Annotated in this window: 24 protein-coding genes; 7 read left to right on the plus strand and 17 right to left on the minus strand. The window is 35.4% G+C overall.

What is annotated here, in order from left to right; all coding sequences use genetic code 11:
• Positions 1 to 271: 271 nt before the first annotated feature.
• The 11 genes from C0T34_RS04345 to C0T34_RS18110 form a co-directional block, all read right to left on the minus strand.
• Positions 272 to 850, minus strand: a complete 579-nt coding sequence (locus C0T34_RS04345) for a DUF1287 domain-containing protein (protein ID WP_109849744.1) — start codon at positions 848 to 850, stop codon at positions 272 to 274.
• Positions 851 to 1,067: 217 nt separating this feature from the next.
• A complete protein-coding gene (locus C0T34_RS04350; RefSeq protein ID WP_098942253.1) occupies positions 1,068 to 2,234 on the minus strand; it encodes an MFS transporter in 1,167 nt (388 codons plus the stop codon).
• A gap of 398 nt (positions 2,235 to 2,632) precedes the next feature.
• Positions 2,633 to 3,490 (minus strand): alpha/beta hydrolase-fold protein, encoded by an 858-nt coding sequence (locus C0T34_RS04355; RefSeq protein WP_226892276.1) that lies wholly within the window; start codon positions 3,488 to 3,490, stop codon positions 2,633 to 2,635.
• 115 nt (positions 3,491 to 3,605) lie between these two features.
• Positions 3,606 to 5,642 (minus strand): IreA family TonB-dependent siderophore receptor, encoded by a 2,037-nt coding sequence (locus C0T34_RS04360; RefSeq protein WP_098942251.1) that lies wholly within the window; start codon positions 5,640 to 5,642, stop codon positions 3,606 to 3,608.
• Positions 5,643 to 5,899: 257 nt separating this feature from the next.
• Complete coding sequence (locus tag C0T34_RS04365) at positions 5,900 to 7,534, minus strand: sodium/sugar symporter (RefSeq protein WP_109849745.1); 1,635 nt, start codon at positions 7,532 to 7,534, stop codon at positions 5,900 to 5,902.
• A gap of 331 nt (positions 7,535 to 7,865) precedes the next feature.
• Positions 7,866 to 8,876, minus strand: coding sequence for a substrate-binding domain-containing protein (locus C0T34_RS04370; protein ID WP_098942249.1), 1,011 nt, complete (start codon positions 8,874 to 8,876; stop codon positions 7,866 to 7,868).
• 183 nt (positions 8,877 to 9,059) lie between these two features.
• Positions 9,060 to 10,130 (minus strand): galactose-1-epimerase, encoded by a 1,071-nt coding sequence (galM, locus tag C0T34_RS04375; protein WP_098942248.1) that lies wholly within the window; start codon positions 10,128 to 10,130, stop codon positions 9,060 to 9,062.
• The gene (gene galK / locus C0T34_RS04380; RefSeq protein ID WP_109849746.1) at positions 10,130 to 11,290 is read right to left on the minus strand and encodes a galactokinase; all 1,161 of its coding nucleotides are present in this window, start codon (positions 11,288 to 11,290) and stop codon (positions 10,130 to 10,132) included. Before galK ends, galM begins: the two co-directional genes overlap by 1 nt.
• A 132-nt stretch (positions 11,291 to 11,422) precedes the next feature.
• The gene (locus C0T34_RS04385) at positions 11,423 to 12,478 is read right to left on the minus strand and encodes a UDP-glucose--hexose-1-phosphate uridylyltransferase (RefSeq protein WP_098942246.1); all 1,056 of its coding nucleotides are present in this window, start codon (positions 12,476 to 12,478) and stop codon (positions 11,423 to 11,425) included.
• Positions 12,479 to 12,523: 45 nt separating this feature from the next.
• Positions 12,524 to 13,540 (minus strand): UDP-glucose 4-epimerase GalE, encoded by a 1,017-nt coding sequence (gene galE, locus C0T34_RS04390; RefSeq protein ID WP_109849747.1) that lies wholly within the window; start codon positions 13,538 to 13,540, stop codon positions 12,524 to 12,526.
• A gap of 496 nt (positions 13,541 to 14,036) precedes the next feature.
• Positions 14,037 to 14,186 (minus strand): hypothetical protein, encoded by a 150-nt coding sequence (locus tag C0T34_RS18110; RefSeq protein ID WP_162556814.1) that lies wholly within the window; start codon positions 14,184 to 14,186, stop codon positions 14,037 to 14,039.
• 1 nt (position 14,187) lies between these two features.
• Between C0T34_RS18110 and ghrB the strand changes: the two genes are divergently transcribed.
• A complete protein-coding gene (ghrB, locus tag C0T34_RS04395) occupies positions 14,188 to 15,147 on the plus strand; it encodes a glyoxylate/hydroxypyruvate reductase GhrB (protein ID WP_109849748.1) in 960 nt (319 codons plus the stop codon).
• A gap of 82 nt (positions 15,148 to 15,229) precedes the next feature.
• On the opposite strand, the gene C0T34_RS04400 is transcribed toward ghrB, so the two are convergent.
• A complete protein-coding gene (locus tag C0T34_RS04400) occupies positions 15,230 to 16,144 on the minus strand; it encodes a cation diffusion facilitator family transporter (RefSeq protein WP_098944056.1) in 915 nt (304 codons plus the stop codon).
• A 536-nt stretch (positions 16,145 to 16,680) separates the two neighbouring features.
• On the opposite strand from C0T34_RS04400, the gene C0T34_RS04405 reads away from it, so the two are divergent.
• The gene (locus C0T34_RS04405; RefSeq protein ID WP_036934874.1) at positions 16,681 to 17,118 is read left to right on the plus strand and encodes a universal stress protein; all 438 of its coding nucleotides are present in this window, start codon (positions 16,681 to 16,683) and stop codon (positions 17,116 to 17,118) included.
• Positions 17,119 to 17,196: 78 nt separating this feature from the next.
• On the opposite strand, the gene eco is transcribed toward C0T34_RS04405, so the two are convergent.
• Complete coding sequence (gene eco / locus C0T34_RS04410) at positions 17,197 to 17,676, minus strand: serine protease inhibitor ecotin (RefSeq protein ID WP_036912483.1); 480 nt, start codon at positions 17,674 to 17,676, stop codon at positions 17,197 to 17,199.
• Between the two features lie 264 nt (positions 17,677 to 17,940).
• Here eco and C0T34_RS04415 point away from each other — a divergent pair, with 264 nt between their 5' ends.
• Together C0T34_RS04415 and C0T34_RS04420 are read left to right on the plus strand one after the other, a co-directional pair.
• A complete protein-coding gene (locus C0T34_RS04415) occupies positions 17,941 to 18,156 on the plus strand; it encodes a DUF465 domain-containing protein (protein WP_006533649.1) in 216 nt (71 codons plus the stop codon).
• A 111-nt stretch (positions 18,157 to 18,267) separates the two neighbouring features.
• Positions 18,268 to 18,507 carry a YecH family metal-binding protein gene (locus tag C0T34_RS04420; RefSeq protein ID WP_023581559.1) on the plus strand — a complete coding sequence of 80 codons (240 nt, stop codon included), beginning with the start codon at positions 18,268 to 18,270 and terminating at the stop codon, positions 18,505 to 18,507.
• A gap of 131 nt (positions 18,508 to 18,638) precedes the next feature.
• Here C0T34_RS04420 and C0T34_RS04425 read toward each other — a convergent pair whose 3' ends face one another.
• The gene (locus C0T34_RS04425; RefSeq protein ID WP_036934877.1) at positions 18,639 to 18,884 is read right to left on the minus strand and encodes a DinI-like family protein; all 246 of its coding nucleotides are present in this window, start codon (positions 18,882 to 18,884) and stop codon (positions 18,639 to 18,641) included.
• Positions 18,885 to 19,063: 179 nt separating this feature from the next.
• Between C0T34_RS04425 and C0T34_RS04430 the strand changes: the two genes are divergently transcribed.
• Complete coding sequence (locus tag C0T34_RS04430; RefSeq protein ID WP_098942243.1) at positions 19,064 to 19,414, plus strand: nitrous oxide-stimulated promoter family protein; 351 nt, start codon at positions 19,064 to 19,066, stop codon at positions 19,412 to 19,414.
• On the opposite strand, the gene C0T34_RS04435 is transcribed toward C0T34_RS04430, so the two are convergent.
• The gene (locus C0T34_RS04435; protein ID WP_109849749.1) at positions 19,392 to 19,949 is read right to left on the minus strand and encodes a GNAT family N-acetyltransferase; all 558 of its coding nucleotides are present in this window, start codon (positions 19,947 to 19,949) and stop codon (positions 19,392 to 19,394) included. The genes C0T34_RS04430 and C0T34_RS04435 overlap by 23 nt on opposite strands.
• 81 nt (positions 19,950 to 20,030) lie before the next feature.
• Positions 20,031 to 20,546 carry a polymer-forming cytoskeletal protein gene (locus C0T34_RS04440; protein WP_226892275.1) on the minus strand — a complete coding sequence of 172 codons (516 nt, stop codon included), beginning with the start codon at positions 20,544 to 20,546 and terminating at the stop codon, positions 20,031 to 20,033.
• A 1,188-nt stretch (positions 20,547 to 21,734) separates the two neighbouring features.
• On the opposite strand from C0T34_RS04440, the gene C0T34_RS04445 reads away from it, so the two are divergent.
• Positions 21,735 to 22,571, plus strand: coding sequence for an AraC family transcriptional regulator (locus tag C0T34_RS04445; protein ID WP_098942240.1), 837 nt, complete (start codon positions 21,735 to 21,737; stop codon positions 22,569 to 22,571).
• 84 nt (positions 22,572 to 22,655) lie between these two features.
• Positions 22,656 to 23,531, plus strand: coding sequence for a T3SS regulon anti-activator ExsD domain-containing protein (locus C0T34_RS04450; protein WP_226892274.1), 876 nt, complete (start codon positions 22,656 to 22,658; stop codon positions 23,529 to 23,531).
• A 65-nt stretch (positions 23,532 to 23,596) separates the two neighbouring features.
• Here C0T34_RS04450 and C0T34_RS04455 read toward each other — a convergent pair whose 3' ends face one another.
• The gene (locus C0T34_RS04455) at positions 23,597 to 26,296 is read right to left on the minus strand and encodes a sugar transporter (RefSeq protein ID WP_098942238.1); all 2,700 of its coding nucleotides are present in this window, start codon (positions 26,294 to 26,296) and stop codon (positions 23,597 to 23,599) included.
• Positions 26,297 to 26,301: the final 5 nt, after the last annotated feature.

The following is a 26,301-nucleotide window of genomic DNA, read 5'->3' on the forward strand; positions in this document are numbered from 1 at the left end:
GCATTATGATCAGTAGCTCTTTTTTTATCCTTTTCCTTTCTTTTATCTGTTCTACTGCTGTCGTTAGTATGTTACTCGGTGGCTTAGAGGAATAATTATGAATATTTCTGATGAAAATATTCTCCCCCAGAAATAATGCCCATACTTTAGATAAAATCGGTATGGGCATTATTTTACTTATTGTTTAAATTTCAGATTTATTTTACTGCTGTTACTTCTATTTTATTTTCTACAAAAGACTAAACGCTTCAATTTTTCCTCATTCACCTATTTAGTAGGTAAAATGACCCGTTATTTTCCATGAAAATAAAACGTCTTCAGCGACTTGACCAAACCCGATATTATGCATAACTAGATAGCGTTGGTTATCCCCGCTTTTCTTATTTACTACAATCCCAATATGAGGCCGTCCATTATCTAAACGCCAGCTAACAATATCGCCTGGTACATAATTTTCTGCATTTTTTGTAATCGGTTTTACTTTTCCTTTTCGTGTAAAAAAGACTTCTAAATTAGGAACTCTACGGTGATCTATATTTGTATCAGGTTTATTTAATCCCCACATCCGTTTACTTGGGTAAGCTGAAAAATTTGCTTTAATATCTTCATGTAATAATTTTTGTAAATCGATATCAATGCCACGATAGCTACGAATGATCACATCACTACATACCCCTTTATAGGCTGGTACATCTCCCATTGGGTAATCTATTTTACGATAATCTGAGTCGTAAAATACGGCTCTTGGTAAATCAGCAGCATACTCCACCAGCTTTTTATTTTGTTCTGAGGTTATTGCTTGAGCATTTGAAAAAGGCATAGTGAGTAAGAGTAAAACGCTAATTTTCATTATATTCACTGTGTGTTCTCCATGAAAAAGTTAAATCCATTATTTACGAAAGGAACGACATTATCTGTTTATACTGATAAAGCACAGCATAAAAATATAAGGGAAGTCTTAATTCGTTTTTAGAGTAGATATAAAAAAACCGAGCCACCTTTACGGTAAGCTCGGCTGATAAATAAGAGAAAGAGAGTAAGAAAGAGAACAAGTAAGAAAAAACGGTTTAGTTCAACACAATATGGCTTTTACGACGTAAACTTGCAAAGAGCATGTAAATTGCCGTCACTAATAGCACCACAAAGAAGAAATTCATAATGCCGTTATTGGCTTGCGCCATAAACATACCAGCTCCTAAAGGCCCGATTGCAGAACCAATGCTATAACTTAATAGCATTACTTGTGTAATAGCGACAATATAGCTCGCATTCACATGATCACACGCTAATGTAATAGCGATAGGATAAAGTGCAAAAGAAGACATTCCCAATAGCGCCAGTGCAATAATAAGCACCATATAATCGCTAGAAAGATATGTCAGTCCCATAGCAAACACACCCACTAAACACATCATCGCTAATAACAATGTTTTGCTTATCATCACAGACAATTTGCTAATAATAGGCTGAACCACCATACCGCCTAAAATAATCGCTGCCATCAACACACCTATTTGGTCTGTTGTAAATTGCCCTTGATTTAAAGCCAATGGCATCATGCCATAAATACTGCCCATCACAACGCCAGACACCATACAGCCTACTAAAGCTGCTTTATTTAATCGGCTCATCTGCTTAAGTGACAAACTTTTATGATCATGCCCTTGTGGTTGCCCTTGCTTAAAAAGCAGAGGCGGTAATACGGCGATTAATAGCAAAACTAATATCGCCATAAATGGGATAGCGCCCTGTGTACCAATTGCACCAATCGCCAATTGTCCTAATGTTGTGCCACCGTAAAGCGAGGTCATATAAAAACCTAAGCGTTTAGCTCGCTCTTTAGGATTATCGCCAATTAATAGCCATGATTCGACAACAACAAATATACCTGCAACCGCCATACCACCAATAAAACGGAAAACCATCCATATTGATAAATAAGGCATTAAAGGCAATACACCGACAGTCACTGCCAGCAATAATAAAAATACAACGAAAGAAAGACGATGCCCTATTCTTGCAATAATAGGCTCTATCATGACTGAACCTATTAATAATCCAATAAAATAAATACTTGCTAACCAACTGGCATAGAGCGTATCCATTCCAAAACTGCTCATAGACAGTGGAATTAAACTCATTAAATAGCCTGACGCGATAGCAAATACCGTTAACCCAGCCACAGGTACTAATGTACTGTCGCCTTTGCGTACCAAAGTAGTGTTCTGTTTCACTACCCTCGTCTCCACAATCAAAACGGTTGATGATGCGCTGTTTTCTCGATGCCTGATAGAGGCTGTTCTTTTATCTAGGAAAGATAAAAGAAACAAAGGTGAAAACAGTGGATGGCGTCCCTAAGTTCAGGAGACGCGAATATAGCGTTTAAATGATGATAAATAAAATTATAAAATCTAATACCAAAAAACAATTTTATTTATATCAATCATGATTATCGTCTTTTTCTACCAAAAAGAAATAGCTCTAATCTGATATTTATTTTTATTAAAAGATAAGTATTTTTTATTAAGAAAATTACGAACAAATTCGTATCAAATAAAATCAAAATAATAAATATTTATTACTATCCTATCGTTACTTGATAGGATAGCTAAAAATAAAGAGATGCTTTTGTTTATTCTACGCTTTTTTCTAAAGCAATATTAATCGCATCAGGAATTGAACCCCCATGACTTTTACCTTCAAACAGATAAAACTCACACTGTTTTCCTGCTTCTGATAGATATTGGCATAGCTGACGTTGCGTTAACCAACTACTACGCTCTTGATAATTTTTCTGTTGCTCTTCACTTAATCGACTTAAATCTGGATTTTCTTCTTTTTCACCCAGAGTTATTGCAATAGAGATATCATCAGGAATAGTTTGCCATTGCTCTTTTTTTATCCATTCGCCATTTCCCCACCATAATGATGGACTTGCTGCGATATAACGTTGAAATGTTTCTGGATGATTGAATAAAACATAGAGGGTAAATACACCGCCAAAAGAGTGACCAAACAGAGATTGCTGAGTAATAGAGACTTGTTCTTTGGCAAGCTGCTCTAACGCATAAGGCCTGACTTGCGTTAAAAAAAATTGATAAAAATTCTCTGCATTTCCGCCTCGGCTAAATGCTTCACCTTTTACGCTTGGTGTATAGTCATGCGTTCTTTCTGTAATAAAGTAAGCTGTATCACCTACATATCCCACACTGATAATGGCAGGCAGTGGTTTATTTTTCTGCTTTATGGCTTCGTTTATCATCAACGGAAACTGCGCATTTCCATCGACACTATAAATTAACGCTGTTTTAGTTGTGTTTTTAGGAATAGCAAGAAAGAGGCGATATTGTTTTCCTTCATATACCACTTCTTTATTTGTAATTTGATAATAAGAGTGAGCCTGAGACTCAATTTCAGGAACCTCTTGGTTAGGCCTAGCTTGAGCAACCGTAGATAACATAATCATTCCACATAACATTAGTATTCGCATAAATCAGATACTCTGTCGGTAATTAAAAAAATGAACCATTAAGATGAAAATAATAGAGAGGCATAAAAAAATAAACCCCATATTTAATACGGGGTTTATGCTAATTTAGGCTCGATTAGAAGCTATATTTAATGTTCGCCCAATAACGACGACCTTCATCGACAACCCAGTTACCGCCTTTATCGTTTACAGCAGGGCCTGTTTCATCTGTAATATTTAATACCGCAAAGTTAAACATGGTATTTTTATTAAAGTTGTAGGTCATTCCTAAATCAAAGGTTGTGTACCCACTACGATAACGCGCTCCTGTGTAACCATTACGTTGCGCTGCCCAGATTTGTTTTCCGGTATAAGCGGTATTGGCATAAAAACTGGTTGCCTCATCAAACTGCCAATCAACTCGCGCATTAGCGCTGTGTTTTGGTGTTAAATCTAATGGATAGCCTTTTAAGGATTCACCAGAAGCTAACTTTTCATCATCACTTTTACGTTCTGAATCAATATAAGTGTAGTTAGCATTGACATGCCAGCTTTCCGTAATTGGAAAACCAACCGCCGTTTCAATCCCTTTAATATTGGCTTTACCCACATTATCGAATTGATACAGTTTTAAACCTGTAATTGGATCTATTTCGCCAGTGTCATAGTTCGTTAATTTATCTTTAAAATCAGTATTAAAGAAAGTCACACTCGCAGTAATGCCATCTCCATTATCATAACCAATACCAATTTCTTGGCTAACTGATGTTTCAGGTTTTAAATCACGATTACCGTACATAATTGCACGGCCTTTTTCAGTTGAAGTACCGTATTCAGGGCTAATTTCACGTAAACTTGGAGCTTTAAAGGCTTTCGCCACACCCCCTTTTAAAGTGAATTCATCCGTTAAATGATAAACAGCATACGCCCTTGGGCTCCAGTGATTACCGTAATATTCGTGATCATCAAGACGCACACCGCCAGTTAACGCAAGGTTGTCTGTTACGCTATATTCATCTTCAAGGAATAACGCTTTTTGATCTGCGGTAATAGTGGATTGTTTAATACCAGAACCTGTAGATGATTCATCTTTTAAACGTGAATATTGATATTGACCGCCAAAAGTCATCACGTTATCAGGTAGGAATGCGGTAAATTTCGCATCAAAAACAGTATTGGTAATTTCAGGGCGACGTGCTTCGTAATATTTATAGCTATTCCCAGTTGCCTTATCAACCGCTTCTGTTTTTTGAATACGCTTAGTCTGTTCTTGGTAGACACTTAATTCAGAATGCAGAATATCAAATTGATTTTTATAAGTTAATGCCCAATGATTACGGTCATTATTAGTTTCTAGCATTTTATTTTTATCAAGGCGCCCACCACGATTGGTAAATTCACTCATAGATTTACCCGGAGTCGTTGTACGCTGTAACGTATTACGACCCGCTTCTAATAAAATGGTTTGATTATCAGTTGGTGTGAATGCCAATTTCGCCGTAATGTTTTTATTGTCATTACGACCTTGACCATAAGTGATTTTATCTTCTGCACGTAAGTAACTACTACCGTAAAGCTGTAAGCCTAATTTATCTTCAATTAAAGGCCCTGAAAGATAAAAATCACCATTAATAGAGTCACCTGCATCACGGTTGTGTTGTAGTGTACCGCCAAGTGCAACAGAGCCATGCCACTCTTTTGTTACTGGTTTCGTGATGATATTGATAACACCGCCCATTGCATCTGAACCATACAGAGATGACATTGGTCCACGAATAACTTCTATACGTTCAATCGCATCTGCTGGTGGAATAAAACCGCCTTCATAACCCCCACTCCCGTTCGGACGTGACTCACGGCTATTTTGGCGACGGCCATCAACAAGAATAAGAGTGTATTCGCCTGGTAAACCACGCATCGTGATTTCTTGTTTATTGGCATTACCATTAATGCTAACGCCTTCAACACCTTTTACAGCATCCGCTAAATCATGAACCGGTTTCTTCGCCAGTTGTTCTTTGCTGATCACGGTGATACTTGCTGGTGCATCTGTAATTTGTTGAGCAAACCCTGATGCCGATACAACAAGTTTTTCTTCTTTGTTTTCTTGTGCATACAGCGGGTAAGAGGCAGATAAAATACAGGCTGTTAATACGCCCATTTTAAAGTTCATAAAGATCCCCTGAATTAATAACATTTATAATAATGAGAGTGATTAATATTATCTTAATAAAATAATAATGAGAATGATTTTCTTTTCATATTTAGTGTTTTTTTTTAACCTGTATCAAAGCAAATGAGAGCCATTCAGATTAAGTACAGAAATAGCAAATCTCGGACACAAAAAAAGCAGATGGCATAACCATCTGCTTTTTATCGTTTTGTAGAGTATTTTTAGATTTAGAAAATTAACCAATCACAATTTTGTTATTACCAGAATACCGCGTAAAGCACACATAAGATGATCATAATGGCATAGGAAGCAATATTGAATCCGCTTTGTGTTTTAAAGGTTTTATCTGTTAATGCAATCGCCCCTACGCTGTCATCCGCTTTAGTCGAAGTTAAACTGACTAAACCAATTACAACCGTAGTAAACATAAAGGTGTACATCATTTGATCAAGGAATGGCATACCCAATGGCATTAATTTTAGGAACAACGCAAACGGTATAGATAAAACCACACCAATGATTGCACCTTTTGCATTCGTTTTTTTCCAGAACAAACCTAATAGGAATACCGCTAAAATTCCTGGGCTCACCAAACCTGTATATTCCTGAATATATTGGAATGCCTGATCGATGCCACCTAATAATGGCGCAATAAAGCAAGCAATAATTAAAGCAACTACGGCACTAATACGGCCCACATTCACTAACCGTGTTTCAGAAGCTTTTGGTCCAATATATTCTTTATAGATATCCATCGTGAAAATAGTCGCGATAGAGTTTAGCATAGATGCCAAAGATGAAACGATTGCAGCGGCAAGTGCAGCAAAAACAACACCTTTTGCACCTACTGGCAAGAACTGAGTTAACCAAGGATAGGCTTTATCAGCTTGTGATAACGTTGGAATATGCTCTTGTGCCATTGTCCCTAAACCTGCCATTAATTCAGGGTTAGTGGTAATAACGAATGCAGCAATACCCGGCACAACGACCAGAACAGGCACAATCAGTTTTAAGAATGCAGCAAACACGAGCCCTTTTTGTGCTTCATTGATAGATTTGGCGGCTAAAGCACGTTGGATAATGTATTGGTTAAAGCCCCAATAATAGAGATTAGCAACCCATAAACCACCAATCAGTACAGCGATACCCGGTAAGTTCATAAATTGCGGGTTATCTTTCTCTAAGATCATTTTAAAGTGATCTGGCGCGGCTTGTGTCATTTTACTCAAACCTTCCATGATCCCACCATCTCCGCCGATATAGCTGACGGCTAATACTGTGGTAAATAGACCACCAAGGATAAGGAAGAACACTTGCACCACGTCTGTCCACGCAACAGCAGAGAGTCCGCCATAAAGTGAATAGATAACCGCAAATAATGCTAAACCAATAATGGCATACATCATTGGTACACCAAGGATGGTTTCTAATGCCAATGAACCTAAATAAAGTACCGATGTTAAGTTAACAAAGATAAATAATGCTAACCAGAACACCGCAAGAATGGTTTTTAAGTTACGACTTTTAAAACGATTCTCAACAAATTCAGGAATGGTATAAATACCTTTTTCGATAAAAACAGGTAAAAAGTATTTAGCAACAATAATTAATGTCAGTGCTGCCATCCATTCATAAGATGCGATAGCAAGACCAATGGAGAAACCAGAACCAGACATACCAATGAATTGTTCTGCTGAAATATTAGCTGCAATAAGCGAAGAACCAATTGCCCACCAAGGAAGGGTTTTACCCGCAAGAAAATAATCCTTTGTTCCTTTTTTTTCACCATCCTTAGAACGAGAAACCCATAATCCTAGACTAATAATAATCACGACATAGAGGGCAAAAATTGCATAGTCTATTGTGCTTAACCCAACACCTTCTGTATGCATAATATTTTCCTTTCAGACCCATAGAGAGAATAGGATTTTAATGTAAACGTTTTCACAGTCTTTTTCCGTTACTCTGTTCACAATTTTATCGATTATGTTACGTAAATGGATCATAAAGTAGGAAAACAAACGATTACCATGATGAGTAAAGCCAAGTTTACGCCTAAAACACGATAACGATTTTATTTAATAAATTTCAGAGATCTAAATAATCGTTAAAAAGCCTCAAAAAATGAGAACGATTACACAAATTAAGTAAGAATAACCTCTTAATTTTATTAAGCCCATTAAGAGGATCGACTAGGTTGAATAATAAATGAGGTAATTAAGATTAAGAGAGGTGGCTAAGATTAAAAACAGAATTACGCTGAACTAATGTTGGTGAGAAAATACGTTGTTTTTGTTCGAGTATTTCACCTTTAGAAAGCCTGATAGCCAGTGTTGCGGCTTGTTCTGCCATCATTTGTACAGGATAACGCACCGTGGTTAAACGAGGGTGAATATAGCGTGCAATTAATACGTCATCAAAGCCAATAACGGAAATTTTTTCAGGAACAGGAATTTCATTTTCATCAAGAACAGATAGAGCCCCTGCTGCCATAAAATCGTTGTAAGTCACTACGGCTGTAAAATCGATTGATTTGGTTAACAGATGCATCATTGCCTTTTCACCCCCTTCACCTTCTGGCTCACCATACTCGATATAGCTTTCAGGTAACTTGATGTTATTGGCTTCTAATGCAGCTTTATAACCTGCAAGACGCTGGGTTGTATCTTCAATATGATGAGTAGATGAAATATAAGCAATTTTGGTATGACCTTGACGGATCAGATGCTCGGTTGCCATCCATGCCCCTTTATAATTATCTAAAGCAACACAACGTTCAGCAATTTCAGGAATAAAGCGGTTAATCAACACCATGCTTTTAACTTCATGAGCATAAGCTAGCAATTCTTCATCAGAGAGTGCTTTTGAGTGGATCACCAGACCATCACAACGACTATTAATCAATAGCTCGATAGATTGGCGTTCATCTTGAGCATCATGATAACCATTACAGACCAAGATGTGTTTTCCTGATTGTCTTGCAACGTTATCAACCGCTTTTACTAGTGTGCCAAAAAAGGGATCGGAAACATCATGCACTAAAACCCCCAAGGTTTGCGTACTTTGGCTAACCAAAGCCCTTGCTGCCGCATTAGGTCGATAACCTAATTTTTGCATCGCTGCATTAACGGTTTCTATAGATGCTCGGCTTGCTTTCGGCGAGTTATTAATGACTCTAGACACAGTCGCAACAGAAACACCGGCTTCTTTTGCTACATCTTTGATAGTCGCCATATCCACCCCTTATGGATCACCTTTATTCATGGTTAAGAAATAACGAGCCGTTAATCTACAAACAAAGAAAAAAGGGAGTAATAGAATTTAAGTGGCTTGATTATCAGCGAAGAAGTGGAATTTAAAAAGTAAAAAGATCAAATAAATAGTGAAAAGGAAAGCGTTTACACTTTCCTTTTATTGTTACGAGTAAAACTTATAGATTGTTTGGCTATTCCACGCTGTATTTGCAGGTAAAACACCTTGGTTTTCATGCCATTCTGGATGATTAGGACCATCTGGGAAATATTGTGTTTCTAATGCTAAGCCTGAATAATTGCCGTAATGACGACTCTTTCCTCTTGTTCCCACTAAAAAGTTGCCTGTATAGAATTGGACAGAAGGCATGGTTGTAAAGACATCCATTTTGAGTTCACCTTCAGGTGCAATGACGGTTGCGACAGGCGTTTTATCTTCAATCACTTTCTTATCTAAAATAAACGCATGATCGTAGCCATTTGCGTCTTTTTGGCACTCATCAGCCATAAAATCGAGGCCAATACGTTTTAATTTACGAAAATCAAACCCTGTTCCTATTACGCTTGCAAACTCGCCTGTGGGAATATTGCCTTCACCATTTTTCAAATAATGAGTCGCACAAATTCTTAAATCATGTTCAAGTGCTGTTCGCTCAGTATGTTCACCCGCAAGATTGAAATAAGCATGGTTAGTTAAGCTTAATGGTGTAGTTTTATCACTCATCGCCTGATAATCAATGCATACTTCATTATTATCTGTCAGTGTATAGGTTACACTGACTTTCACAGTACCGGGAAAACCTTGGTCACCGTCATTAGAAATCAGTGAAAAAGTGACAGATTGAGAAGATTGCGCAGTGATCCCCCAGCGAAGATGGCTAAAGTTTTGCTTACCACCATGTAAGGTATTTTTGCCTTCATTCGCACTAATTTTATATTCTTGACCTTCTACTACAAACTTAGCCCCTGCAATGCGATTAGCAAAACGCCCAACCGTTGCGCCTAAATACGCAGTTTGTTGTTTATGGGCATTCATATCCGCAGAGCCTAATAACACATCTCGACGATATCCATTAACCGATACAATACAAGTTAACCAAGTTGCGCCAATATCCATTAAAGAGATAGACATACCAAAACGATTTTTAAGCACCACTATTTGTGCAGGTTTTCCATCTGATGCAGGTTGTGCTGTCATTTGCTCAGGTTCAAGAAAACGAAGCTCATTAGTCGCCATTATTTTGCCTCCGAATAGCCCGCTCCTTGGCTTGCAGAGCAGACATAGATAGTTTCTTTTAATCCTGTTTTAGCTTCGTATTGTGCTTTAACAGAGTCAACGACTTTATTCACTAAATCTGGTGTTACTAATGCTACGACACAACCACCAAATCCACCACCAGTCATTCTCACACCACCACGATCACCAATCACCGATTTCACGATTTCAACCAATGAATCAACCTCTTTGACTGTGATTTCAAAATCATCACGCATTGAGTGATGTGATTGCATCATTAGCTGACTCAATGTGGTTAAATCACCACGGCGTAAGGCTTCTGCAGCATCTAATGTACGGCTGTTTTCAGTAATAACATGGCGTGCCCGACGATAAACCACTTCACTCATTAATGCTTTTTTAGCGAGCAGATCCTCTAGTGTGGCATCTCTTAATGCAGTCACATTTAAAATATGAGCAGCTTCTTCACACTGTTGGCGACGGGTATTGTACTCACTATCAACTAAGCCACGCTTTTTATTGGTATTGATAATCATCACAACCATATTTTCAGGCATCGTTACGGCTGACGTTTCTAATGAACGACAATCGATTAATAGTGCATGATTTTCTTCACCACAAGCCGAAATAAGCTGATCCATAATGCCACAGTTACAACCAACAAATTGGTTTTCTGCTTTTTGTCCATTTAAGGCGATCTCTTTTTGGCTAATAGGTAATTGATAAAGTGTTTTAAGCGTTTGACCAATGGCAACTTCTAACGCAGCAGAAGAACTTAACCCTGCACCTTGAGGAACATTTCCAGATATCGCGATATCCATACCATGAAAAGAGTAGTTATCTTTTTGTAGAAAATGAATAACACCACGAACATAGTTAGCCCACATTTTATTAGGTAAAAACTCAATACTGTTATCGAGGTTAAATTCATCAACTTCGTTTTGGTAATCAACCGCAATAACACGAATAATATTATCTTCTCGTTTTGCTGCGGCAACAACCATTTGATAATTAATGGCACAAGGTAAAACAAACCCATCATTATAATCAGTGTGTTCACCAATAATATTTACCCTACCAGGCGCTTGAATAAAATGTGTAGGTGCGTAACCAAAAATAGATGAAAATGAATGAGTCACATTATTAATAAGTGCCTGCATAATAAATCCTTAGCTTAAAATTAAGTAATAAGAATCCCACCACAACATTATGTAAATAATGAGATGTTTGATTTAATTTATTTCGTGCGCAAAAAGCAGATTAATTAAAATACCTTGCCATATTTCAGGTCATTAACGTTGCTCTTTATAATGAATGTCACTTGATTGACGTAAATTATTCGCAGCTTGTTCTGGCGTTAGATCTCTTTGCGATTCCGCCAACATTTCATATCCCACCATAAATTTACGCACAGTGGCGGAACGTAATAATGGCGGATAGTAAAGCGCATGTAATTGCCAATGATCGATATTTCTATCATCTTTAAAAGAAGGCGCAAAATGCCATCCCATGGAGTAAGGGAAAGAACAGTGGAATAAATTATCATAACGGCTTGTTAATTTTTTCATTGCAATAGCAAGATCATCTCGCTGAGCACTATTTAACTCACTCATTCTGCGAATATGTACTTTAGGTAATAACATCGTTTCATAAGGCCAAGAAGCCCAATAAGGTACTACCGCCAACCAATGCTCTGTTTCAACGACAGTACGACTCGCGTCTTTACATTCAGCCTCAACATAATCAATTAATAAATTACGTCCGTATTGTTCAAAATAAGCTTTTAATTGTGTATCTTTTCGCGCTAACTCATTAGGTAAGAAATCACTCGCCCAAATTTGTCCATGAGGATGAGGTTGAGAGCACCCCATCGTTTCGCCTTTATTCTCAAATACTTGAACCCAAAGATATTCTTTGCTGAGCTCTTCTATTTGATTATCCCAAGTATCAACAATTTTACGTAAACTACTGACGGGTAATTCAGGAATAGTTTTTCCATGATCAGGAGAGAAACAGACGACTCGACTAATTCCTCTTACTGCTTGAGTTTGAAATAAAGGATTTGATGAAGGCTCAACATAATATTCATCTTGTAACAACGCAGAGTGGTCATTATTAAAGACATACGTTCCGGTGTAATCTGGATTTTTATCACCAGAGACTCGGGTGTTATTCGGACACAAATAGCAGTGAGGATCATAAGAGGGAAGTGTCGCAATCTGAGGCTTTTCATCTTTACCATTCCAAGGTCGTTTCGCTCTATGTGGTGAAACTAAAATCCACTGGCCAGTTAGCGGATTATAACGACGATGAGGATGTTCAACAGGATCAAAAATCAGTTTCGACATAACCTTCTCTCTTATTTATTCAAGATTATCTGAATACTTAAAATCTTATTTCAGATAACCATTTGGATTTTGTAACTGCCAACGCCACGCATCTGCGGCCATATCATCAATTGAACGAATAGCTTTCCAGTGCAAATCTTTCTCTGCTTTTGCAGGGCTTGACCAACATTCTGCAATATCACCAGGACGACGAGCTTGTAATTGATAAGGGATAGGTTTACCGCTAGCTTTACGAAATGCTTCAATCATTTCAATCACACTAGTACCGTTACCTGTTCCCAGATTATAAATATGTAAGCCCGCTTTTTTACCTAACGCATTTAATGCTGCTATATGACCATCAGCCAGATCCATAACGTGGATATAATCACGAACACCTGTACCGTCTTTTGTTGGGTAATCATCGCCAAAAACAGCCACTTGTTCACGACGACCAATTGCCACTTGAGAAATATAAGGGGTTAAATTATTAGGAATACCTTTAGGATCTTCCCCCATCGTACCTGATGGATGCGCCCCTACTGGGTTAAAGTAACGTAGCAAACTAATAGACCAACTTTCATCCGCAACAAATAAATCAGATAAAATGCGCTCAACCATATATTTACTGGTGCCATAAGGGTTAGTTGTGCCCCCTACTGGCGAATCTTCAGTAATAGGAACAACTTGAGGATCACCATAAACTGTTGCAGATGAGCTAAAGATAATGCTTTTTACGCCCGCATCACGCATACAACGCACTAGCACCAATGTGCCATTAACATTGTTGTCGTAATATTCAATTGGCTTCTGAACAGATTCACCAACTGCTTTCAATCCCGCAAAATGAATAACAGACTCAATAGAATGCTTAGCAAAAATTGATGCCAATAGCTGGTCATCACGAATATCACCGTTATAAAACAGAGGGAGTTTACCTGTTAGGGCTTCAACACGGTTAAGTACTTCTTCATTCGCATTGCTAAGGTTATCTAAAATAATTGGTGTCATGCCTGCTTCAATCATTTGTACGCAAGTATGACTACCGATATATCCCATACCACCTGTCACTAATATTTCCACATTCACCTCTTTTGATTCAATTCAAAGGAAAAGCGCAAGACGGTTTCTGTTCACTGACACAGAGTTTAGCAAGATCAATCGAATCATTTCGTGATCAAACCGACATTTAGTGTAAACGTTTACACGCTTTTCGCACGCACTTAAATTTTATAAAAATCTTAGTTTAGAATTGTATTACAGTACGTTAATAAAATACGTAATACTCCCCACCTCTTCATCACTAAAAATAACACCCGTTAAAAGTAAACGATTACATCCTAATCAATTACTTAATTACATGATAAAACTGACATTCAATACGCTTTATCATACCTTATTAACTTCCCTGCTAATATGTTTAAGCGGGGTAAGAACACTCTCAATAAAATGCTTACAGTTTAATAAGTGTTTTATTGAATAACTTAATAAGTGTTTTATTGCATAGATACTCTAAATAATTCAAGTCACAGCTAGGCGGCAAGTGAATGAGTCGCTAGGAGCATACATTAGTATGTGACTAGTGCGAATGAACGTAGCCAACAACGCTGTGGCTTGAAGTATGACGAGTATCGAAGTATGTGACTAATGCAGAATGAACGTAGCCAACAACGCTGTGGCTTGAAGTATGACGAGTATCGAAGAATGACGAGTATCGAATGGAGAACATAATGAAACCGATTGTCTTGCTCTACCAAGATCTTCCTGAAAAGCTGTACAAAAAACTATCTGATTTTGCTGATATCAAACAATTTAAAACGCTCTCTTTAGAATCTGATGATTTTCGTTCCGTACTTGCCAATGCTACTGGACTACTAGGTGCTGGTGGCAATATTGATGAAAACTTTATTAACCTAGCACCTCATTTAAAAGCCGTTTCAACAGTTTCTGTTGGCTATGATAATGTTGATGTTAATGCACTCACCAAACGTAATATCAAACTAATGCATACTCCAACCGTGTTAACAGATACCGTTGCAGATACCATGATGGCATTAGTACTTGCCGTAGCAAGACGTATTCCTGAACTTGCTGATAATATTAAACAAGGTTTATGGGTTAAAGGTATCACACCTGATTGGTATGGTACTGATGTTCATCATAAAACTATGGGTATTATTGGTATGGGTCGAATAGGAAAGGCTTTGGCACAACGTGCACATTTTGGTTTTAATATGAATATTCTTTATCACTCACGTACAGAATATACAGATGTGAATGATAAGTTTTCTGCAAAGCATTGCTCTTTAGAAGACTTATTACAGCAATCTGATTTCGTATGTATCACGTTACCATTAACACCAGAAACGCATCATTTAATGGGTCAAAAACAATTTTCTATGATGAAACCTGATGCTTATTTAATTAATGCAGGGCGTGGAGCTGTGGTGGACGAATTGGCACTCATCAGAGCATTAGAACAAAAAGAGATCGCTGGTGCTGGACTGGATGTTTTTGAAAAAGAACCTCTATCTTCATCTTCACCTTTATTAATGATGAAGAATGTCGTCGCTGTTCCACATATTGGCTCTGCAACAAAAGAGACTCGCTATGCGATGGCTGAATGTGCAGTAGATAATCTAATTGCGGCACTGAGTAATAATATAAAAGAAAACTGCATCAATTTCTAAAGTGGTAAATAGCGCTTTTTGAGATACAAAAAAAGGTAATGAAAATCTATCATTACCTTTTTTATTAGGTACTCAAATAAGTTTAAGCGGGATCAACGTGCGCCATCACACTCAGGATCTGTTTATTTTGCAAAACCTTATTACGTGCATTTACAACAATCTCATGACTTTCACTAACAGTGAGGTCACCTTTGATTTCAAGGTGAACATCTACAAGTAAATAATCACCTGAACGACGAGTCTTTAAATCATGAACGCCTTGCACGCCCGGTGTTGAAACCAGCATCTGTTTAATTTCTTCTAGCGTTTCTTCATCTGCCCCTCTGTCCATTAAATCTTGCAGAGCTTGATAAGTAAAACGCCATCCCATACGACCGACAAATAGTCCGACAATTAATGCTGCTAATGGGTCAAAAAATTTAAATCCCGCCAAACTTCCGATAATACCAATTGCAACAACTAATGAAGAAGCTGCGTCAGAACGCGCATGCCAAGCATTTGCGACTAACATATTTGAGTCCACTTTTTTTGCAACCGCAAGCATATAGCGGAATAATCCTTCTTTAGCAGCTAATGCAAGTAAAGCCACATATAAAGCAACACTATGAACTTCAGGGATAGTAGATGGATCTAAAATTTTATGAATGGCAGAAAATACCATTCCTAAACCAACAATTAATAAAATAGTCCCAAGAATAAGTGATGCCGCATTTTCATAACGAAAGTGCCCATAAGGGTGATCAGCATCAGGTTGTTTCTGACTACCTTTATTGGCAATTAAAACAACAAAATCAGCAATAAGATCAGAAAGCGAGTGAATACCATCAGCAATTAAACCTTGAGAGTGTGAAAAAAAGCCCACTGTAATTTGCCAAATGGATAAAACGATATTGACAAAAACACTCACTAACGTGCTTTTTTTAGCTGCCTTAAATTTTTCAGACTGTTTATTATCAGCCCGATCCAACTCAATATCATCAATGTGATTATGTGTCATAATAATAATCTTATTTGGTTTTAAATAGCCTACTCTATTGCCATAGATAAATAGAGTTCCATAGGTTATTTCAGGTTCCATAACTCATTGGTGAGGATAAAGGACGACTCTGAATAACAATCCAGTTTAGGGACTAAGATTGCTGTCCAGACATCATATTGAGATGCCATTGCCTATTAATATGCCATATTTAAATCTTTCTGTCTCTTATTTTTATCAATAAAATCTTATAGATACAAAACAATAATATAATTGATAATCATTCTTTTATGCATTTTCTATTTTTAATGAAAAAAAGAGAAATTTATTTTTAATGCGACATTATTAATGTGCTTTTCTGTCAACAAGTTAAGGTATATAACTTATTTTTCATTATATTGTTAATATTATTTCAGTCTGTTTTTAATTTTTAATGCTTAATAATGTAAAGCAGTAAATAATCATTCTCACTCTTATTTAAAACACAGATCACAGCTATTTTTTACTATTAAGCGATAATGGTAAATATTTTAAACTAACGCTAAGTGAGGTTTGTAATGTATAAGAAAATCCTAGTTCCCATTGATATTTTAGAAGATGAACTTTCTCAGGAACTAATCGCTCACATTGAACAAATAGCAAAGGTGGGTAAACCTGAGATCCACTTCCTCACCGTTATTCCTAATGCTGAACTTTTCTTTGGTATCGAGTTTGCTGCAATTCCTGAAAAATTCAAAGATTCGTCAGAACGTACTCGTCTTGCTTTTGTTGCACTACAAGAAATGATTAAAGATGCAAAAATTCCTGATGAGCAAATTGTATGTAATGTTGGCGTTGGTAACGCAAAAGATGAAATTTTAGAATATGCCCGTCACATTGATGCTGATTTAATTGCGATTGCGTCACATAGACCTAATGTTTCTTCTTATTTATTAGGCTCAACAGCGTCATCAATTGTACGCCATGCCAAAATGTCAGTTTTAGTTATTCGCTAATATCTAGCTAAAATAACAACAAAGCCCTTTGTCTCAACAACAAAGGGCTTTTTAGTAAACACTAAATAAAGTTGGTCGTTATTTTTTAACTGAATCTTGAGTCGTCTCAGCTGCTGACCAAATACGATACTTCACATCAACATCTTTTGGTGCATAAACAACAATAGGTAATTTGCTGTTATAACGAATAAAGGCATCTGATCCCATATTTGCTTGTACAAAGGCATCTTTTTTCGTATTGTCAGCACATCCCATCATTGTTGACATTGGGCCATTTAAATCGCCAACAACATAATAGCTATAACCCCAACCTTCTAAATTCTTTTCATCTAGATCCGCACCAAACCACTGATGGTTGCAATCTACTTTCAGTTCTTTACCAATAATTAATTCAACTTGGTAATTGCTTTCATTATCTTTTTTCTCTAACTCGATAACATGACGAACTTGATTTTCTTGAGCCTTAGGATAAGGTGCAACTTTATCTAAACTGTCGGTAGCTTGTGCACACGCAGATAAAGACATTGCTGCTACTAAAGATAATATTACTTTGTTCATCACTCTCTCCATATTTACAGCGAACACTTCGCCGCTAACAAAATTATTCAGATGTTTTTATTACTCGTTATCCGAATACTAATATTTTTAGTGTTTGAATGCTAACATCTTAGTAAATAATACTATGAGTGGATAATTCCGAATGTTTTAAAAAGAAAAATCACGTTTTTTCATGAAATGTAAATTTGTGATGCTCTACCATGCAGATAACCAATCTATGATTATACTGAAATAGAGACCCAATTTCTTTTCATAGGAGGTTATATGTTCTCAGATCAACAATCCCTTGTTTCTCAATTAAGAAATAGTGATCCCCGCTTTGAAGCGCTCTACGATAAACATCATCGACTCGATCAAGAAATTGCTAAACTAGAAGGCCCAAACGGAGCTGGCTATAACGACGAAGTTGCCAAACTAAAAAAAGAAAAGCTTCATCTCAAAGATGAAATGCAAAAAATACTTCAGCGAAGTGAAAAATAAGATTCTTTTTAAGCGATGATATAATGTCATCGCTTTTTATGATTAAAAACAAAGATACCCTCTTATAAAGATGCATAATTAATGTATCTTTTATTTTTTAGGGTACTCAATATGTCATCAATACATGGTCATGAAGTTTTACAAATGATCCTTTCTTCAGAGACTGCATTTACTAAAACATCGCTAATTGATGCTATCCATAAACAATTCGGTAATGACTCACGTTTTCATACGTGCTCAGCTGAAAATATGACAGCAACTGAATTAGTTGATTTCTTAGAAAGGAAAGGTAAATTTATTCCAGCAGAGGGTGGATTTACAACGAGTGAAAATAAGATTTGTCATCATTGATAGATATACAGTTTTAAAGCCCGATTGTCAGTGATTTCCTTTTCTATGTTATTGGCTTTTTATATAAACAAGTAAAAAGCCAATTCATTCTGACAATCGTAATTACTTTATTTGCTAAATTTTACTGCACTTTATTCATCGTCTGTTTGCAACCAACCATCATCTTCCCAAACGCTTTGAATAAGTTCCATTATGTGTTCATGCTTAGTTTCATCTTTTATGCCTGTGACTTGAATTGAGTTCATGCTACTAAAGGCAATACGAAACTGCATATCTGGATATTCTGGAATGATCTTTTTTCTCAGTTCGTGTTCTAAGAGCGGAAATAATGAGTCAGTTATCTTAGATTGTTTATTAAATAAAATTTCCACACGCATTGGTTTCACCATTTAAAGGCAAATAAACTGTATATAAATACAGTATTATATTCTAAGAAAAAAGAAAAGTCTTTTTGACAAAATTTTTTATGATTACGCATTAAATAATATTTTAGCGTCTCTATAGGCTTAATGATAAGATGTATAATAAATGCAACATATTACTAAGAGAGAAAGGTATGTCAGGAAAAAGAATAAATCGTGAGAAAAAAACTATTCAAAAAATGGTTCACCTTTATGCTCATTCGCATCCTGAAGCTGACTCAGATTATTATCAACAATTAATCAATTATTCCTATAACCGATTAGATAAATGTCGCTATGGTGAAGATAAACCGGCCTGTAAACAATGTCCTATTCATTGTTATCAGCCAGCCAAACGAGAAACAATGAAACAGATCATGCGCTGGGCTGGTCCACGAATGTTGATTTATCATCCAATCTTAGCAATACGTCATCTTATTGATGATAAAAAACCCGTTCCCCCTCTTCCTGAAAAAAAACGGACTATTCGTTCGACTGAAAAGTAAAATCAGACTTCTTCAGACGATATAAAACATGCTCAGCGAGAGGATGTGCTTTATCTAATGCTGGATGAAAGAAATTATTAGATTGATGCATACCTAGTTTTTGCATTACTCCTTGAGATGGAAGGTTTGAAACTGCGGTAAAAGCGACAACCTCTTCTAATCCCAACGTTTCAAACGCACATTTAAATACAGCTAAAGCTGCTTCATAGGTATAGCCTTTTCGCCAAAATTTTTGCGCAATCCGCCAACCAATTTCTACGCAGGGATAAAATGGCAAAGATGCTGCTGGAATATTTAACCCCACAAAACCAATAAATTCTTGAGTTTCTTTTAATTCAACAGCCCACATTCCCCATCCATTTTGCTGAATAAATTTTTCTCGGATAGTCTCAACCATATTATCACTTTCTAGTTGAGATAAAGTGCAAGGAAAGTAGCGCATCACTTCAGGTGAAGAGTTGATTTCAGAAAAAAATGGCGCTTTATCACTCTCACGCCATTCTCTTAGGTGTAGTCTGGGAGTATCTAAATTCATCGTTATTCTCTATTTATATAAAATTAAGACAATAGCGATAAAATAGGATAAGCAACGAACAATGAAAAGAAAAATGGTACTTTATTTTTTGTTTTCTTTTAGTTGGTTTTCTACTGGAGCAACAACTTTGTCTTTATTTGCATTAGAGCTTTCTTTTATTGAAACAACACGTTGTTGAGCAACTGATTTTGCTTGATGTTCAACTTGCTCTGATTGCCCAGTAAAAATACCACCACGCTTAATAGACATACTGCCACAACGACTAGTACCACGTAATTCACCGTGTTCTAAGATATCTAAATTATTTGCAGCACAGATGCCTTTTACAAAACCATCAATAATAATATCAGGTGCTGTTAATTCACCTTCAACCTGTCCCGCATGCATAACACGAATAACGCCATCTTTGACATTAATATTGCCGGCTACTTTACCCCAAATTTGGATATCACCTTCAACATTAATATCGCCTTGGAATACCGTTCCTTTTGCAATAATCGTGTATAGTTTTTGCTCTGGCATCGGTTTTTTCTCTTCTGTTATTACTGGTGCAACAGGCTCTGCTGCTTTTGGTGTTTCAGTTTTACGACTAAACATAGTGGCTTTTTTTAACCTCAACGTCATAGAATAAATAATAATGCTAAAAATTAGGATTAGAATAATCAAAAACTCGCCTGCCATCTGATAACGCCAAAAGGCAATTAAGGCAAGAGTCCAAATGATCCATATCCCGCTGAATATAATATTTCGCAGTGTTCGCTTATTCTCCATAATTAGCTATATCCTTACCTCCCTGACAATAAATACACTTATGCATTCACCATTCTAATAAATAGATGACAAGCATAATGCCAGCAATAAGGCTATTATTACCTTTTAGTTTTTTGATTTGTTCCTTGACCGAAATAAGATTTAATTAAATTAAGTGATAAAATCACTATTTTAATAATTTACATTCGATGTGAATAAATCGTGATAACTACTAGTCTACTTAGATAAATATTTTTTATTAAAAAATTAACATTTCATATTCTATTCCATTTTTTTATAAAAAATCATTCAAAAAAATTCAACATTCAAAATATAATTCAATCTAAATCTTGATAAAAAAAACGATAACATCATCACAACACCAATAAAAATAAAATTAAAACAAAAAGTAAATAGTGATTTTTTTTATATTTCATTTTTTATTTTATAATTTATTGCCTACTCCATATAAAAGAAAAACATTGTCATGATAACTTAAGTTAATATCACCATAGAAATCAACTTATCATTCAATTTTAATCTTCTTTTTATTTATATTTTACACTCTATTTTTTTAATGTTTTCATAACAATTAATTTTCATAAAAGTTACATAAAACGCTTTATAATAAAATTAACATTTAAAATGCACTTATAGTTTTTTTACACTGTAAAGTAAAGGGTTGATAATAACCAATTGTAATATAATAACTTTATTTAAATGAATACAAAATGTAAATTATTAATTACATTCGAACATATGCTATTAGCTAACATCTTGAAAAAGAATTTATTCGTATTTAATTTCTTTTTGCAATTTATAAGGAATATCTTTAAATTAACAAGGTGACTTATCTTAAATTATCAAAACGAAATGTAATGCCTAATATCTAAAAAAAAACCGCATCAAATTGAAGAAAATAGTCTCTTTTTTATTTTTAATAGCACTCAATAATAAAGAGGTATTTTTATAAATATTCTTCTATTTATTTTTATAAAAATACAGTGATACTTATATAATAATTTTGGGCGAACCATGAATACAATACAATATGAAAAAAACAATCGATATGATTGTGCTATTCAGAAAAAATCTTATTTTTATCCACAATACCAAATACTAGAAAATGAACAAAAAGCGCTTTTTCTTATCAGAAAAAATGCACTCATATTGCAAAATTGCACTGATACAGTGACGGTGAGTGATAACCAAGTTCTTTTTCTACAACAAGGTAACTATACAATAAAAACACAAGGTACAGAGCCTACCGATATTGTTTGTATCCCACTCTCTGATGATTTTTTAAGAGATTTCATGTCTAAGTATAATGAGATCTTGTGCCAAATAGAAAGAGACGAAGAGTTTTCAAGTGCCTTTATTTGTTTTCAAAATTCACCTCTTATTCAATTTTGTAGTAATGGCTTTGAATATCTTACTGTTCAATCTTGTCCTGAAGCCTTCATACAATTACGCATTGAAGAGCTTTTAATTCTATTACTTTCAACTGATCAAGGTTCTGACTTAATGGCGTTATTGCGCCAACTTAGCCATCGTCAAGTTGATCGCTTAAAGATTTTTATGGAAAAAAATCATTTAAAAAATTGGAAGCTTAAACAATTTGCTCGTGAATTTGGAATGGGATTAACTACATTTAAAGAGCTTTTTAATCATGTTTATGGTACTTCACCAAGAACATGGATTTGTGAAAGACGCATTATCTATGCACACCAACTGCTACTAACCACTGAAATGAGTATTGTTGATATTTCAATGGAATCTGGCTTTTCAAGTCAGTCTTACTTTACACAAAGCTATCATCGTCGTTTTAATATGACACCAAGTAAAGCGAGAAATATCAAATCAAAATTATAAAAAATCCGACTGAATATCATAATATCTAAAAGTCATTCATAGTTAGAATACTTAAAATTTGTTCTTATGAGTGAGTTGTATATCGTGATAAAAGAAAATACATATAGCACCAAAGCCCATTATTATGACTATTTAGCCTTACTGAAAAAAATAATGGCACCCAACAATGAAGAAACTGTAGATAACTTGTTTAATCTACAGTTTTCTTTTCATTCTAATGAAAATATTGTTACTGCATATGATGTTAATGAGCAACAAATAAAAATACTATCCCGTGTTTTGTGCCGTGAAAGCTTAGACAGTTTATTACAGTCCACTTGGTTTTTACGAAAAAAATACTGTTTTGTTGTTATATCTAAAGAAGAAGTACGTGATGTTATTAATTTTGCACATTTATTTCATGCAGAACAGTCGCATCCAACAATAACACCAGCAGATTGGGATAAATCATTAAGAGCAACAGTCAATATCAATGAACATATGCGCTTAATTCAAGCCGTAATAAAACCGCTTTTTATTTGGTGGGCTCAACACATTACTCCCCAGCTTTTTACACTTTATGAAACTAAAAGAGAGCTCGAACTTCAAATTAAACAGTGTGAAAATATTAAGTCATTTGAAGAAAAACAACTATCAAATAAAAGTGATCCTTTTTTATCTTTAGATGATATCAATATTAAGCTTAATGCGGATAAAGTCAGACTAATTGTTATCAATGACTTATTACAGAAAGATATCCAATTACTGCTCGATAATTGGAAAAATGAACCTATCTTTAATATTGAAATTAATAACACTCTAGATTACATCCAAAAAATAACGCCAAATTCTGAATTAATAAAACCATTATGGACGATTTTAAATAGCATTCCAGAATGTCCTGAAAACTGCCAGAAATTAAAAGATTGGCTACTAGAAAGAGAACTTTGTTTAAAAAACGATGAATTTTTATGGCGATAATAAAATATCAGCTCTTCTCTGAATAAAAGAGAAGAGCTGATATTATCTATTACTTATTAATTATTCTATTTAATATCTAAGATCTCAATTGTTACGATGGACATGGATTCTGGTGGCACTTGTCCTGGTACACCATTCTTCCCATAACCGCCACCTGGTTTTATATAAATTTTGGCTTTACCATTGATACCTGCTTTTGCAATAAAGGTATTCAGTGGTAATGGCAATTGTCGGTAAGGTAAAATAAGTGGCTTAGCTTTATCATAATTAAGCGTTACAGTGCCATCAGTTAACTCTTCATGCATTGTAAATACAACGGTTTTACCTGCAATTGAAACCACAGGCTTACCCTGTTTTAATATTTTAAAGTAGGTATTATCGTCATATTGTACGTAATTCTGTTTTTGGATCTCAGATAAAATGGATTTATTACGCTGGGCGTTATCTTTTCCAATAATTGAATAAGCATAAGCAAGTTGCCCTGCAATCATTTGCCCTTCACCTGCCATTTTCTCAAGCTGCTCTTTTAGCGTTTTATTCTCTTTTAAAATATTACTAGTGTCTGTGTTAACTTTCGCTAATTCAGCATCTTTTGCTTTAATTTGCTCATTTAATTTAGCAATAGATTCTGTTTGTTGTTGCTTTAACGTACTAACTTGCTGTGCATTTTCTGTATTTTGTTTTTCTAATTGTACTTTTGCTTCAGCTAATTGAGCACTCAATTTATCCGTTGTATTTTGCTTTTCAGTGAGTTGCTTTTCTAACAATGCTAAAGTTTTTTCACTCTCTGTTTTGCTCGTGGTGACTTGAGCTAGTGCAATATTATTCTCTTTAAATTGTGCATCTAATGTTTGATATTTATTCGATAGCTCACTTTGCGCTTTCTCTAATTTAGCTATCAGATTATTTTTATCAGTAATTAAATTATCAACGGCTTTTTCGCCAGCAGATAAACTCTTCTTCAAGTCAGCGAGTTCCGTGACCTTGTTATCTAACTGTGCTTTTAATTCTGGGATCGCTTTTAATTTTTCATCTACTTGCTCTTTTTGCTGTTGAACAGCTAAAAGCGATTTATTAAGTTGAGTTTGTTCCTGATTGCTTTTTTCAACTTGTGTTTTTAGTTGTGCTATTTCTTTGCGTTGATCCTCAACAAGTTTGCTATTTGCATCTTGTTGCTTTTCTGCTTCTGCGACTTTTAATGCAAGCTCTTTAGATAAATCTTCACGTTCTGATGTGATCTTCAATAATGTGCTTTGTAATTTATCTATCTCTTTTTTCGCAGAGTCATCTTTTAGCAATAGTTGAGCCTGTGCAAACTGAGTCTGCACATCTTCTTTTTCTTTCTTTATCGTTGCTAATTGATTTTGTACATCTGAAAGTTGTTTGGTTAATTTTTCTTGCTCGGCCGTTATTGTTGATAATGACTTTTCTAGCACTGCTATTTCTTTATTTTTTTCTGCTTCTAATTTAGTTAATTCTTGTTCTTTTTGCTTATTATTACCATTTAGCAATTGCTGAGATTCGATATACTGAGCTTGTATGGCTTCTTTTTCTTGTTCAATTTTAGCAAGCAGTATCTGTTTTTCATTCAACTGACTAATTAGCTTTTCTTGCTCTACTTTTATGCTCTCAAGTGAACTTTGTAATTTATCAATCTCTTTTTTAGCACTATCATCTTTTAACAGAGCTTGAGCCTGTTGATACTGAAATTGTAATTGCTCTTTTTCTTGCTCAAGCTGAGTATATTTTGCCTCTAAGGTTTTAAGTATTCCCGCTTGTTGTTCAAAATCTTGTTGCTGTTTTGCTAACTCTGTATTTTTTACTGTGGTTGCCTGTAATACATTCTCTTTTTCGGCTAGTTGCTTAACTAATAAGTCACGTTCTTTTTTTATCGTTTCTAAATCACTCTGTAGCTTGGTAACAGTCTGTTTTAACGTGTCATCAGTAAGCAAGTTGTTCGCCGTCGCTAATTTTTCTTCTGTTTCAGCCAGCGTTAATTCGAGTTGTTTAATTTGGCTATTTGCATTTTGAAGTTTTTCTAAATGCTCTTTTGTTATAGCTGCCTGCTCAGTGTATTTTTGATATAACGTTTGGTATTTATTTCTCGTATCTGCTAAACGATTTAATAGCTCTTTATTAAAAAGAGGTTGTTTATGATCGAGCACAGAGCGATTGAACTGATATACAAAGTGGAAAGGAATGGCCGTAACAGAATAAAATGTTCCTGGAATAATATCTAACAAGAAATTGTCATTACGTTGAGGCCTAGCATAACTCTCTTTTGAATACAGAGCTAATGGGTTATAAACCGTTGCATTATTTCTGTAGCTATAACGATTAAGATCCTCTGGTGTAAATTGCGGTTTAACCGGAATAAATGAAAGCAACGGTGTTAAATAACGAGTATAGTCACTCTTTAATTTTGAATAATCAGCAGGTAACACAGGGCAATTTTCTGCCAGCGTGATATCAGGAGTTTTAACAGGTTCGACTGCCTGATTATCTGTTTTAGCTGGCGTAGAAAGTTTAACTCGTTGCTCTGGTTTTGTTTGTTGAGTCGCTGTGGTGCGGTTTACTCCACGATTAGCCTGGTCGGTTCTCGTTGACGATGAAATTGTAGCAGATGTTTTAGGCTCAATTTTAATTGGCTTTTGTGTTTCAAAATAACGGTCAAAATCTTCAATAACAGAATTAAACTCATTATTGGCAAACGATAGTGTTGGAAACAGCATAAAAGCGAGACAAACACTCTGCTTTAATTTCATAGTAA

The organism is Proteus sp. CA142267 (assembly GCF_003336825.1).
GTDB classification, from domain to species: Bacteria; Pseudomonadota; Gammaproteobacteria; order Enterobacterales; family Enterobacteriaceae; genus Proteus; species Proteus terrae.